Genomic DNA, 12609 nt, shown 5'->3' with positions numbered 1-12609 from the left:
TAAAAAAGTTTAGCTTATGAAAACATATCTTTTACTTTCTCAAAAAATGATTTTTCTGATTTTTCAGGACTTGGAATAAAGTGATCGTCGTTTAAAGCATTTTCAAAAAATTGTTTTTGCTCTTTATTCAACGTTTTTGGCGTCCATACATTCACGTGAACTAGTAAATCACCGCTTCCGTAACCGTTTATACTTGGGATACCTTTTCCTTTTAATCTCAGGATTTTTCCGGATTGGATTCCTTCTTCTAACTTAATACGAACTTTTCCGTTGATGGCTTCGATATCTTTAGAAACTCCTAAGACTGCTTCCGGGAAACTGATGTATAAATCATAGTGAATGTTCTCACCTTCACGTTTCAGGAATTCGTGCTCCAGCTCTTCGATAGCTACAATTAAATCTCCGGGAATACTATTTCCGGGAGCATCGTTTCCTTTATTAGAAACTTTCAATTGCATACCATCAACAACTCCAGCAGGAATTTTGATTGATACTGTTTCATCTTCCTGAACCATTCCTTGTGAATCTGCTTCAGAAGGTCTTTTGTCTAAAATCTGACCAGAACCTCCACAAGTAGGACAAGTTGACGCAGATTGCATTCTTCCTAAAATAGTATTGGTTACACGCATTACCTGCCCCTGACCGTTACAAGTCGAACACGTTTTGTATGTTACTCCTTTAGCCTGAACTTTACGTTTTACTTTTACTTTTTTCTCAACACCATTTGCAATTTCTTCTAAAGTCAGTTTTACTTTGATTCGAAGATTGCTTCCTTTAGCACGACGAGGGCCACCGCCACCGCCTCCACCGAAACCACCAAATCCGCCTCCAAAAATATCACCAAACTGGCTGAAAATGTCATCCATATTCATACCACCGTGGCCACCGCCAAATCCGCCGGAACCATCAAATGCCTGGTGTCCGTATTGATCGTATTTCGCTTTTTTGTTAGGATCGCTTAAAACTTCATACGCTTCTGCAGCTAATTTGAAGTTTTCTTCTGCCTCTTTGTCGCCTGGATTTTTATCCGGGTGATATTTCAATGCACTTTTTCGGTAAGCTTTTTTAATTTCGGCAGCGTCAGCATTTTTTGAAATGCCTAGTATTTCGTAAAAATCTTTTTTCATAATTTAGGTTAAATTCCAAATATTAAAATCCAAAATCCAATTCTTAAAAAATTGACATTCAGAATCTAATTCGTATTTTTAGTTTCCGGTAACAACTTTAGGGAAGCGAATAATTTTGTCTCCTAATTTGTATCCTTTTTCAATAACATCAACAATTTTCCCTTTTAATTTCTCAGACGGAGCCGGAATTTGGGTAATTGCCTCAGCAAAATCAGCATTAAAAGCATCACCTGCTCTTACTTCAACTTGCTCTAAACCTTTAGAAACCAAAGTATTTTTCAATTTTTCGTGAATCAACTCAACACCTTTCTTCAAATTTTCATCATCAGACTTGTTGATTTCTACAATCGCTCTGTCAAAATCATCCAAAACAGGCAGCATTGCTACCAAAACATCCTGGTTTGCAGTTTTAAACAAATCGATACGCTCTTTTGAAGTTCTTTTTTTGTAATTTTCAAATTCAGCAAATAATCTCAAGAATTTATCTTTTTCTTTCGCAAGGTCTTGAGCTAATTGCTCTTCAACACTTAATTCTTCAACAATTAACTGCTCGCCATTGGCATTATTTTCTAACGTTGCATCATCTAATTCTTGATCGAACTCTGTATTTTCCGTAGTCATATTACTTTTATTTTTAAAAATATTCTTAAACTTCATTTTTTATTCTTTCTGTTGGATTGCAAAAGTACTGCCAAATCTTGTAAAATGTCAAATTGTCACTTTATTGCAACTGAGCCGTTTAAAAAACGAAAACTATGAATTAAAATTTAATACAATTTTAAGACTATTACGTTTTAGTTTATAGTAAATTTGAGTTCCAAAATTAGAAATTAAATTATCACCAATCAAAATTGAATTTAAGGGTTAGCTTCGGCTTTATAAATAATTATTAATTCAACTTTACCTTATATTAAAAAAAGCTTCGTCTATTTCAGACGAAGCTTTTTTTTATGCTTTTTGACAAAAAAAATTACCGCAAAGGACGTTAATATTTTTACGCTTGGCTTTTAAAAAAATAAAAAGTTCGCAAAGCTTTGTATTGATCTAGCTTTGCGAACTTTTGTGTTTTTTTTTTAATATTTTTAGATAAAAATCTTTGCGCTCTTTGCGGTAAAAAATAATTTAATTGCACGGGCGGAGGGATTCGAACCCCCATCAACGGTTTTGGAGACCGCTATTCTACCCTTGAACTACGCCCGTAACTTAAGGTCGGCAAATTAAAAGTTTTTTTTCTTCTCCGGCAACTATTTCAAGCAGAGATTTTAAAAGAAAACCCTTTAAATCTGTGCGATTCAAAGCAAAAACCTTTGATTCAAACAGTTAACCTCTAATTTTTTATTTCACGCAGATTTTAAAAAGATTTAGGCAGATTAATACCGATTTATTTCACATAACGATCAAATTAAATGTGCTTGAATCTCCAAAATCTGCGTGAAACAAAAATCTAAATAATCCTTTTATCCCGATAGCTATCGGGAGTGGCAAAATACTTTACCATTCAATTATGCTAACAAAGCGTTTTTCAACCCTTCAAAATCAACAGAAACCTGTTCTCCTGATACTAAATTTTTAAGCGAATAAGAATTGTTTGCAATTTCCTGATCGCCCGCAATTACTGCAAACGGAATCAAACGCTTATCTGCATATTGAAACTGTTTCCCCACTTTTACATTATCAGGATACAACTCTACTTTTATATTTTCTTTTCTCAATTTCTGAATCGCTTGCGAAGCGTACAAAGCCTCAGCATCTCCGTAATTGATAAACAATGCTTTTGATGTTGCTGCAACAGTCTCAGGGAATAATTGTAATTCTTCCAGAACCAGATAAATTCGGTCTAAACCAAAAGAAATTCCAACCCCGCTCATATTTTTCAGACCAAAAATACCTGTTAAGTCATCGTATCTTCCGCCGCCGCCAATAGAACCCATCGAAACGGTTTTTGGTGCTGCTACTTCAAAAATAGCTCCCGTATAATAATTCAATCCGCGGGCAAGCGTAACATCAAGATCTAAGGTGGCTGTTGCCAAACCTAAAGTTGCCACATTGTCACAAATAAATTTCAATTCCTCTACTCCTTTCATTCCTTCCTCAGATTCAGCTAATAAATCTGAAAGCTGAGCAATTTTATCCGAGAACGTTCCGGTAAAACTAAAAAGCGGCTGCACTTTAACCAAAGCTTTTTCATCAATACCTTTTTCGATCATTTCTTTTTTCACACCATCTTCACCAATTTTATCCAGCTTATCAAGAGCCACCGTAAAATCGATCAATTTATCAGATGCGCCAATAACTTCAGCAATTCCCGATAATATTTTACGGTTATTGATTTTGATCGTTACACCTTCTAAACCTAAAGATGTAAAAACCGTATCATATAACTGAACCAATTCTACTTCCTGCCATAATGATTTCGAACCTACAACATCGGCATCACATTGATAAAACTCTCTGTAACGTCCTCTTTGCGGCCTGTCAGCTCTCCAAACCGGTTGAATCTGATATCTTTTAAAAGGAAATTCAATTTCGTTTTGGTGCTGTACAACGTATCTTGCAAACGGAACAGTCAGGTCATAACGTAAAGCTTTCTCAGAAATCTTTCCTGTAAATTTATTCAGCTCAATTCTTTGATTCAAATCTATTGTTTCAGCCGAATTAGACTGCAATGCTTCGATAGATTCCGGTAATTCAATTTTATTTTTATTAAAGAAAAAATTACCTGAATTCAAAATTTTAAAAATCAAACGATCACCTTCTTCTCCATATTTACCCATTAAGGTATCTGAATTTTCAAAAGATGGCGTTTCGATTGGCTGAAAACCAAATTTCTCGAAATTATTTTTTATCGTTTGAATAATATATTGACGTTTTGACACCTCTGCAGGCGAAAAATCTCTTGTTCCTTGTGGTATGCTTGGTTTTGAAGCCATCTTTATGATTTTAGATTTTTAGATTTTAGATTTTAGATTATTTTCTAATCTTAACTCATAAACTCTTTTACGTTAATTTTATTGGGATTATAGATTTACTACTAATCACAAATCGACTGCAAATATCTTATTTTTTAAAATAAATAATGCCAGTTCGAAAACAAACTTGTAACAAAAAACGTATTTTCGTGACAAATTGGTCATGATGCTAAAATTATTTAAAGAAAATATCCGAATTGCTTTTGGTTCTATCAAAACACAATTACTGCGCACTATTCTTACCGTATTAATTATCGCTATCGGGATTACCGCTTTGGTGGGAATCTTAACGGTGGTAACAGCACTCGAAAATACCATTTCGACCAATTTTGCTTCTATGGGAGCGAATACCTTCAATATTAACCAATACGAAAACAACCTTAAAAACCGCGGAAGTAACGAGCGTGAAATCGTAAACCCAATTATTTCCTATCCTGAAGCCGTTGCTTTCAAAAACAAATACAAATACCCTTTTACCGAAACTTCATTATCCTTTACAGCAACCCGAACGGCAGAAGTAAAATATCTGGAGAAAAAAACTGATCCGGAAATCCAGATTCTTGGTGTCGACGAACATTTTATATCCAACTCAGGTTTAGAAATAAGCCTTGGCCGTAGTTTCAATCAATTTGATATCGATAATAATACCTATTCCTGCGTTGTAGGATCTGATTTCGAAAAAGGTTTATTAAAAGATGTGAACCCAATCGACAAAATAATCTCGATTCGTGGTGCGCGTTTTAAAGTTATTGGTGTTCTAAAAGAAAAAGGATCTACGTTTGGCAACAGTCAGGATTTACGCGTTTTAATTCCAATTCAGGTGGCACGTTCCTTATTTACTGCCCCAAACATCAATTATACTTTGAGCGTAATGGTGGCCAAAAAAGAACTTCTTGACGAAGCTATCGACAATGCCACAAGTACTATGCGACGCGTACGAAAATTAAGTCCAACGCGCGACAACAATTTCGGAATTGGCCGTAGCGACGATTTAATCAACCGTATCTTGGGCATCACAAAATATTTAGGCTGGGCATCCTGGATCATCAGCGTGATTACCATCTTAGGATCTTCAATCGCTTTAATGAATATCATGATCGTTTCGGTTACAGAACGTACACGCGAAATAGGCGTTCGTAAAGCTTTAGGCGCAAAAAAAATCACTATTGCCGTTCAGTTTTTTATCGAAACTTTACTGATCGGACAAATCGGAGGTTTGATTGGTATTATAATCGGAATCCTTTTAGGTTTTGCAATTGCAACTGCAATGAGTTTTGCATTCGTGATTCCGTGGGTAGCCATTTTTGCAGCATTTGCAACCAGTTTTACCGTTGCGATTGTTTCGGGTTTATATCCTGCTATAAAAGCCTCAAAACTAGATCCTATCGAAGCTTTGCGTTACGAATAATTTTTTTTAGTTTTCAGTCGCAGTTTTCAGTTCTCAGCTTCTTAATAAATATTTGAAGCAGCAATTAATCATTTCAAAAGAAAACTTGCCCCACTATTCGTTGCAATCTTTTATGCCGAACACCGACATAAAAGGATTTTCACTGCTATCGGGGCCAGATTAGAAGTTTCATTTTTTCAAGAACTTAATTATACCGTTTTAGAAACCTTACCAAAAATCATACGGTCATTATCGTAGATATCTTTTCGCAATTCGATGCTTTTAAAATTCATTTTTTCTAATAAATCTTTCATTTCACAACCAAGATACTGATTGATTTCAAAATACAATTGCCCATTTTCTAACAGATTATTTTGCGCCAGCCCAGCAATCTTTCGATAAAAAATCAAAGCATCATTATCTTCTACAAAGAGTGCTAAATGCGGTTCATAATCCAGCACATTCTTCTTGATTTCTTCTTTCTCTAAATTACGCACATACGGCGGATTCGAAACTATAATATCAAAATTACATTTCAATTCTTCTGCATTCAAGACATCCTGAAGAATAAAAGTAACATCTGTTTTATTGTTCACAGCATTTCGCTTAGCAGTTTCTATTGCTTTTTTCGAAACATCCATAGCATAAACCTGAGCGTTCGGAATATTTTTTGCCAACGAAATGGCAATACAGCCACTCCCGGTTCCTATATCCAGGATTTTTATTTTTTTAGCTCTATCAGTCTTAGAATTCTCATTGATAATCCATTCTACCAATTCTTCGGTTTCAGGTCTTGGGATCAAAACATTTTCATTGACCTCGAAATCTAAACCGTAAAAATTAGTTTTTCCTAATAAATACTGAATCGGAACTTCCTTTTTCAACTGCGCCAATAACGAATCCCACACCACAAAATCACTATCCGAAAAAGTCAGTTCGTGATTCAATGCCAAATCTATTTGACGCAATTTATGTTTGTCCTCTAATATTAAATAAAAAAAACTCTCCGCTTCATAAGCATCATAAAAAGGCGATAATTCTTTTATAAATTGAGTTCGATATTGTTTGATTCTCATTTTGAGTTTATTTTTTAATGCCTCAATTTTTAAGCAAATATTGTATTCTTATTTTTCCAGCAATCAGTTTAGTTTACAATTCTAGCAATCAAACTGAACTGCTATCTCTGAAACTTTTTTTACCGGCTCCTCATTTTCTGCCTTCGAAGAAAGAAATAGCATTACCCGTGTTTCTTCATAATCTCTGTTAGCACCAAAAATAAAATCCAGTTTACCATCATTATCAATATCTCCGGCAAAAAGCAATTCAACAAAAGTATCATTGAAGGTCTCTACCTGCAAAAGCAATTTTTCGGGGCCATTATTTGTTTTCAAAAACAACTTATAGTTTTCTACTTTTTTATAAATTTCCTCTTTATTATCATCTAAACTTCTTTTTTCAGTCGAAAGCACTTTTCCTTCCGCTCTCAAAGTATAAACATCATTATTAAATGTAAAACTCAATTTTTCTTTAGGCCAGATTTTATCTTCCTCAATTTTCAGAGACTTTATTTTTCCTACTTTAAGTTCTGGATAATTTATAAAAACTACAGTCTTCTTTTTAGAAATAATCGATTGTAAAGAATCTCCCGAACATTCGTCAAATCCTTTTTCGATTTTAAAATCAGCTTTCCCTAAAAAATATTCCCCATTATCTTCATACAACTCAATCCAATTTTTGGTCAGCGACGAAGCTGGATTCATTTTGTCATAAGTTCGATAACTCCTTGGCAACAAAATCTCAAAGTCACTTTTAAATTCTTCATCTGAAGTAATTTCATTCTCACGAAGAGTATCCTTAACAATAGCTTTATTCGCTATAACAGTTTTTCTTTCAACTTTCTTTTCCTTAGAGCCATTGCAAGAAAACAAAACTGTAACCAAAACAATTCCAAAAACAAAATTTTTCATAAGCTTATAAAACTTTCAACATCCACACTGGGCAAGAACTGTGCCCTGTATTTCCTAAAGGAGCATCTAAATATTCAAAACCCGATTTTTTATATAATTTTTGAGCGGCATACATAAAAGGCATTGTTTCGATATAACATTTTTCGAATCCAAAATCTTTTGCCTGCTCTAGACATTTATTCATCATTTTACTTCCAATCCCTAAACCACGAGTTTCAGGCAGGAAATACATCTTTTGCAATTCGCATATTTCAGGATCTCCATTTTCAAGCGGTGCCACTCCTGCGCAACCTACAATTTTGCCTTCATTTTCGACCACAAAATAAACTGATTGTGGCTTATTATATTCTTCAAACATTAAATCTAAATAAGGATCTTCGTACGCTGTACCTACTTTCGGAATTTCCATTTCATCAAAAACCGATCTTATTAATTGAGCAACTGCCTGATTGTCTTCTTTTTTAATTGCTCTGATAACCCAATTTTCCATTTTTCTTTATTCGTGTATTTTATTACAAAAGTAAAAATACTTTTTTGATAGTTTCTTAACAATATCGTTAACTATCGAACTAAACAAAAATAACTACTTTTGTACCGTGAATATACATGAAAAATACATAAAACGCTGCATAAAATTGGCAGAAAATGGCTTTGGAACTACATATCCTAATCCGATGGTGGGTAGCGTAATTGTTTACGAAAATCAAATCATTGGCGAAGGCTGGCATAAAAAAGCCGGAGAACCACATGCCGAAGTAAATGCCATTCAATCTGTAAAAGACAAATCATTATTAAAAAAAGCTACTATTTATGTAAGTCTGGAACCTTGCAGCCATTTTGGTAAAACACCTCCGTGCTGCGATTTGATTATAGAACATCAAATTCCGAACGTAGTGGTTGGAACCGTTGATCCTAACGAAAGAGTAGCAGGAAACGGTATTAAAAAATTAATTGCTGCCGGAGCAAATGTAACTGTTGGCGTTTTAGAAAAAGAATGCAACGAACTCAACAAACGCTTTTTTACTTTTCATCAGCAAAAAAGACCTTATATAATATTAAAATGGGCCGAAACTCTGGATGGTTTTCTTTCTCCGGAAAAAAAAATCGGTCAGGATCGAAAACCGGTTTGGATTACCAATACCTATTCAAGACAATTGGTTCATAAGTGGCGCAGCGAAGAACAAGCTATTTTAGCGGGAACCCAAACTGTGATCGATGATAACCCGAAGTTAAACACCAGAGACTGGTCAGGAAATAATCCGGTAAGAGTTATTCTGGATCAAAATAATCGCATATCAAAAGAAAGTTTTGTTTTTGATAATACCGTAAAAACAATTGTATTTACAAAATCTGAAACCAACATTTCAGCAGAAAACACTAACTTTGAAGTAATTGATTTTAATCAAAATATAATACCACAAATTTTGGCTGTTTTGCATCAAAACCAAATTCAGTCTATTATTATTGAAGGCGGATTGCAAACTTTACAATCTTTTATAGATCAGAATATTTGGGATGAAGCCCGGATTTTTATCGGAAATATTTCTTTTGGAAAAGGAACTAAAGCACCAATTATTCAAAAGAATAATCCAACCAAAACGTACATTCAAAGCGACGAATTATTAAACATTAGAAATCATGATTGATACTATAATTTTTGATTTTGGAGATATTTTTATCAATTTAGATAAACAAGCGACCATTTCAGGATTGCAGCAATTGGGCATGACCGAATGGAATGCAGAATTGGATCGTTTGAATCTTTTGTTCGAAACAGGAGACATATCGCATGATGATTTTCTGGCAGGTTTCCAGAAAGAATTACCAAATGCTTCGACAGAAGAAATCTTAAAAGCGTGGAATGCGGTTTTAGCAGATTTTCCATTATATCGATTAGAGTTTCTACAAATGCTTTCAAAAAAATACCGTTTGTTTTTATTGAGCAATACAGATTCTATTCATATCGCTACTTTCGAAAACAAAAGCGGCATTTCGTTTTACAGCGATTTCTATCAATGTTTTGAAAAAGTTTATTTTTCTTTTGAAATTGGAATGCGCAAACCAAACGCAGAAGTTTTTCAATACCTGATCAACAAACACGAACTATCCCCAAAGCGCACTTTGTTTGTCGATGATAAAAAAGAAAACACAGATTCAGCCGCCGCTTTAGGTTTCCATGTTTGGAATCTGCAAGTGGGTCAGGAAGATGTGGTTGATTTATTTGAGAAAAAGATATTGTAAATTGAATTTGGAGAGAATTTACAGCAAAGACGCAATCCCGATAGCTATCGGGATATGCAAAGTTCGCGAAGATTTTAACGAATTACGAATACAAAGTTCGCAAAGCTTTGTATTGATTTAGCTTTGCGAACTTTTTAAGCTTGCAAACAGACAGTTAACAATAAAACCTTGGCAAACTTTGCGGTAAAATCAACTCTGCAAAAAAACATTAAATATAATTTAGAATTTTACTTTTGGAATACGACGACACTTATAAAACCATAGCCTTTGAATCTGAAGAAGTACTTTTTAAAGAAAAAGGAAGCAAGTTCTTTGGTTACGCCTTTCCTATAGAACACGAAGACGAAGTAAAACCCATCATCGAAACTTTAAAAAAACAACATCCGCACGCAGTACACTATTGTTATGCGTACCAATTTGGTACTGCGCCAAAAATTTCATATCGCGCCAATGATGATGGCGAACCAAGCAATACTGCCGGAGCACCAATTTACGGACAAATACAATCTTTTGGCCTGACAAACGTTTTGGTAGTCGTAGTTCGGATTTTTGGAGGAATAAAATTAGGTGTTGGCGGATTAATTGCCGCTTACAAAACAACGGCTCAATTGACTCTTGAAGTTTGTGAGATCGTAGAAAAAACAATTGATATTCACTTTTTAATCTCTTTTGATTACAAAAACATGAACAAAGTAATGCGGGTTATCAAAGAAAAAAAGCTGGAAATCACATCTCAGGAAATGGAAATTGACGAAGATTCAGGTTTACCAATTGGCAAAATCAAGACAAAGACGCGCAAAAAAAATGCCGAATCAGTATTCGACATTTTTGATTTAATGTTTGAAATCGATATTAAAATTATATAAATTAATACAAAAACCCATCTCATTTTAACAATTATTCAAGTGTTTTAAACAATTCTAAAATATAATCCGGAGGGGCAGTTGGACGACCCGATTTTAACGAAATAAATACTAAAATAAATACCGCAGTTGTTAATAACTCATTCGCCTCATTATAAATCTCACAGTCAAATTCAATCTTGACTGAGGATTGACTTTTGAAAGTTGTATGAATTGTAAGAAGCTCATCATAGCGTGCTGATTTTTTATAATTTATTTGCATCGAAACAATAGGCAAACCAATTCCGCTTTCTTCCATACTTTTATACGAAATCCCTTTGTTTCTAAGCCATTCCACGCGTCCTATCTCAAAATAAGGGACATAATTTCCGTGATAAACGACTCCCATTTGATCGGTTTCTGAGTAACGAACACGCACTTGCGTTTGATGATTTTTCATTATTTATATATTAAAAAAAATTAAATTCCAAAAGTTCACTTACAACTTTTTTTTATAAAATTAGAGCCCAAAATATTTTTTTTTACAGAAATTTGTTCACATATTTGTTATCCCGAAATACGGAATAAAATTGCTCCTTTTTTATTAGGAGAATCTTTATCAATAATAAAAAAATTTATCTGAATCTATGACTAAAACTGCTCAATCGGTATGGGAAAACTGTTTGTCCTTTATAAAAGACAATATTCAAGATCAAGCATATAAAACTTGGTTCGAACCAATCAAATCAGTTGAGCTAACCGACAACGCGTTATATATTCAAGTGCCAAGTAAATTTTTCTACGAATGGTTAGAAGAACACTACGTTAAATTATTGAAAGTTGCGCTTACCAAAGAACTGGGAAAAAACGCAAAGTTACTCTATAAAATTAAAATGGAGAACACTTATGGAAATAAACAGCCTTTTACCGAACAGCTGCCAAGTTCCAACAGAGTGCCAATGAAACCTCAAGAGGTTGATGCTCCGTTTAAAAACCTGAATCCCGAACTTAAGAATCCTTTTGTAATTCCGGGAATCAGAAATTTAAAAATTGAATCGCAGTTAAATCCTAATTATAGTTTTGACAATTTCCTTGAAGGAGATTCTAACCGTTTAGCTCGTTCTGCAGGTATGGCAGTTGCCAACAAACCTGGAGGAACATCATTTAATCCTTTATTGATTTTTGGTGGAGTTGGTTTAGGAAAAACACACCTAGCACATGCTATAGGTGTAGAAGTAAAAGACAAATATCCTGAAAAAACGGTTTTATATATTTCTGCCGAGATTTTCACACAACAATATATTGATTCGGTTAAAAAGAATAATCGTAACGATTTCATTCACTTTTACCAATTAATCGACGTTTTGATTATTGATGATGTTCAATTTTTATCTGGAAAATCAGGAACTCAGGACGTATTTTTCCACATTTTCAACTATTTGCACCAAAACGGAAAGCAGGTAATTTTGACTTCGGACAAAGCTCCTGTTGACATGCAGGATATCGAACAGCGTTTGTTATCTCGTTTTAAATGGGGATTATCTGCCGAATTGCACCAGCCAGATTACGAAACCAGAATTTCAATCCTGAAAAATATTTTGTATCGTGATGGTGTCGAAATGCCGGAAGATATTATCGAGTATGTTGCCCGTAATATTAAATCGAATGTTAGAGAACTTGAAGGCGCCATTATCTCATTGATCGCACAATCTTCTTTCAATAAAAAAGAAGTAACGATCGAATTAGCAAAAAGCGTTGTAGAGAAATTTGTTAAAAACGTAAAGAGAGAAATCTCTATTGATTATATCCAAAAAATTGTGTCTGATTATTTCCAGTTGGATATTGAAACACTTCAGTCTAAAACCAGAAAAAGGCACGTTGTTCAGGCAAGACAATTGGCGATGTTTTTCGCAAAGAAATTTACAAAAGCTTCTTTGGCAAACATTGGATCACAAATTGGAGATCGCGATCACGCTACCGTATTGCACGCTTGTAAAACCGTTGACAATTTAGTTTCTACAGACAAACAATTCAAGAAATTTGTAGAAGACATCAACAAAAAACTAACGCTATAAA

At 34.2% G+C, this 12609-nt stretch carries 12 protein-coding genes and 1 tRNA gene; 5 read left to right on the top strand and 8 right to left on the bottom strand.

What is annotated here, in order from left to right; translation table 11 throughout:
- Positions 1-14: 14 nt before the first annotated feature.
- The 4 genes from dnaJ to hisS form a co-directional block, all read right to left on the bottom strand.
- Complete coding sequence (gene dnaJ / locus IRZ78_RS16345; protein WP_194617562.1) at positions 15-1127, bottom strand: molecular chaperone DnaJ; 1113 nt, start codon at positions 1125-1127, stop codon at positions 15-17.
- 78 nt (positions 1128-1205) lie between these two features.
- On the bottom strand, positions 1206-1784 hold the full coding sequence (locus tag IRZ78_RS16340) for a nucleotide exchange factor GrpE (protein ID WP_194617561.1): 579 nt from the start codon (positions 1782-1784) through the stop codon (positions 1206-1208).
- A gap of 472 nt (positions 1785-2256) precedes the next feature.
- Positions 2257-2327, bottom strand: a tRNA-Trp gene (locus IRZ78_RS16335).
- Between the two features lie 302 nt (positions 2328-2629).
- Entirely contained in the window at positions 2630-4057 is a 1428-nt protein-coding gene (gene hisS, locus IRZ78_RS16330; RefSeq protein ID WP_194617560.1) for a histidine--tRNA ligase, read from the bottom strand.
- 202 nt (positions 4058-4259) lie between these two features.
- On the opposite strand from hisS, the gene IRZ78_RS16325 reads away from it, so the two are divergent.
- Positions 4260-5504 (top strand): ABC transporter permease, encoded by a 1245-nt coding sequence (locus IRZ78_RS16325; RefSeq protein WP_194617559.1) that lies wholly within the window; start codon positions 4260-4262, stop codon positions 5502-5504.
- 188 nt (positions 5505-5692) lie between these two features.
- On the opposite strand, the gene prmC is transcribed toward IRZ78_RS16325, so the two are convergent.
- From prmC to IRZ78_RS16310, 3 genes are all read right to left on the bottom strand, one after another.
- On the bottom strand, positions 5693-6559 hold the full coding sequence (gene prmC / locus IRZ78_RS16320) for a peptide chain release factor N(5)-glutamine methyltransferase (protein ID WP_194617558.1): 867 nt from the start codon (positions 6557-6559) through the stop codon (positions 5693-5695).
- A gap of 81 nt (positions 6560-6640) precedes the next feature.
- Complete coding sequence (locus IRZ78_RS16315) at positions 6641-7450, bottom strand: hypothetical protein (RefSeq protein WP_194617557.1); 810 nt, start codon at positions 7448-7450, stop codon at positions 6641-6643.
- A 4-nt stretch (positions 7451-7454) separates the two neighbouring features.
- A complete protein-coding gene (locus IRZ78_RS16310; protein WP_194617556.1) occupies positions 7455-7940 on the bottom strand; it encodes a GNAT family N-acetyltransferase in 486 nt (161 codons plus the stop codon).
- A gap of 106 nt (positions 7941-8046) precedes the next feature.
- Here IRZ78_RS16310 and ribD point away from each other — a divergent pair, with 106 nt between their 5' ends.
- The 3 genes from ribD (at position 8047) to IRZ78_RS16295 (ending at position 10557) form a co-directional block, all read left to right on the top strand.
- Positions 8047-9096 carry a bifunctional diaminohydroxyphosphoribosylaminopyrimidine deaminase/5-amino-6-(5-phosphoribosylamino)uracil reductase RibD gene (ribD, locus tag IRZ78_RS16305; protein WP_194617555.1) on the top strand — a complete coding sequence of 350 codons (1050 nt, stop codon included), beginning with the start codon at positions 8047-8049 and terminating at the stop codon, positions 9094-9096.
- Positions 9089-9691 (top strand): HAD family phosphatase, encoded by a 603-nt coding sequence (locus tag IRZ78_RS16300; RefSeq protein WP_194617554.1) that lies wholly within the window; start codon positions 9089-9091, stop codon positions 9689-9691. The genes ribD and IRZ78_RS16300 overlap by 8 nt, the downstream gene beginning before the upstream one ends.
- A 233-nt stretch (positions 9692-9924) precedes the next feature.
- Positions 9925-10557 carry a YigZ family protein gene (locus IRZ78_RS16295; protein ID WP_194617553.1) on the top strand — a complete coding sequence of 211 codons (633 nt, stop codon included), beginning with the start codon at positions 9925-9927 and terminating at the stop codon, positions 10555-10557.
- 31 nt (positions 10558-10588) lie between these two features.
- Here the strand turns inward: IRZ78_RS16295 and IRZ78_RS16290 are convergent, their stop codons facing one another.
- Positions 10589-10993, bottom strand: a complete 405-nt coding sequence (locus IRZ78_RS16290) for a thioesterase family protein (RefSeq protein WP_173971691.1) — start codon at positions 10991-10993, stop codon at positions 10589-10591.
- A 187-nt stretch (positions 10994-11180) separates the two neighbouring features.
- Here IRZ78_RS16290 and dnaA point away from each other — a divergent pair, with 187 nt between their 5' ends.
- Complete coding sequence (gene dnaA / locus IRZ78_RS16285) at positions 11181-12608, top strand: chromosomal replication initiator protein DnaA (protein ID WP_065451227.1); 1428 nt, start codon at positions 11181-11183, stop codon at positions 12606-12608.
- The last annotated feature ends 1 nt before the right edge of the window (position 12609 follow it).

Source organism: Flavobacterium sp. CSZ, assembly GCF_015350725.1.
GTDB lineage: Bacteria > Bacteroidota > Bacteroidia > Flavobacteriales > Flavobacteriaceae > Flavobacterium.
This window is presented reverse-complemented; position numbering and strand designations above follow the sequence as displayed.

Bases quoted from the DNA above. Each gene is read 5' to 3' on its own strand.
- dnaJ (WP_194617562.1), bottom strand. From the start codon at position 1,127: ATGAAAAAAGATTTTTACGAAATACTAGGCATTTCAAAAAATGCTGAC.
- IRZ78_RS16340 (WP_194617561.1), bottom strand. From the start codon at position 1,784: ATGAAGTTTAAGAATATTTTTAAAAATAAAAGTAATATGACTACGGAA.
- hisS (WP_194617560.1), bottom strand. From the start codon at position 4,057: ATGGCTTCAAAACCAAGCATACCACAAGGAACAAGAGATTTTTCGCCT.
- IRZ78_RS16325 (WP_194617559.1), top strand. From the start codon at position 4,260: ATGATGCTAAAATTATTTAAAGAAAATATCCGAATTGCTTTTGGTTCT.
- prmC (WP_194617558.1), bottom strand. From the start codon at position 6,559: ATGAGAATCAAACAATATCGAACTCAATTTATAAAAGAATTATCGCCT.
- IRZ78_RS16315 (WP_194617557.1), bottom strand. From the start codon at position 7,450: ATGAAAAATTTTGTTTTTGGAATTGTTTTGGTTACAGTTTTGTTTTCT.
- IRZ78_RS16310 (WP_194617556.1), bottom strand. From the start codon at position 7,940: ATGGAAAATTGGGTTATCAGAGCAATTAAAAAAGAAGACAATCAGGCA.
- IRZ78_RS16300 (WP_194617554.1), top strand. From the start codon at position 9,089: ATGATTGATACTATAATTTTTGATTTTGGAGATATTTTTATCAATTTA.
- IRZ78_RS16290 (WP_173971691.1), bottom strand. From the start codon at position 10,993: ATGAAAAATCATCAAACGCAAGTGCGTGTTCGTTACTCAGAAACCGAT.
- dnaA (WP_065451227.1), top strand. From the start codon at position 11,181: ATGACTAAAACTGCTCAATCGGTATGGGAAAACTGTTTGTCCTTTATA.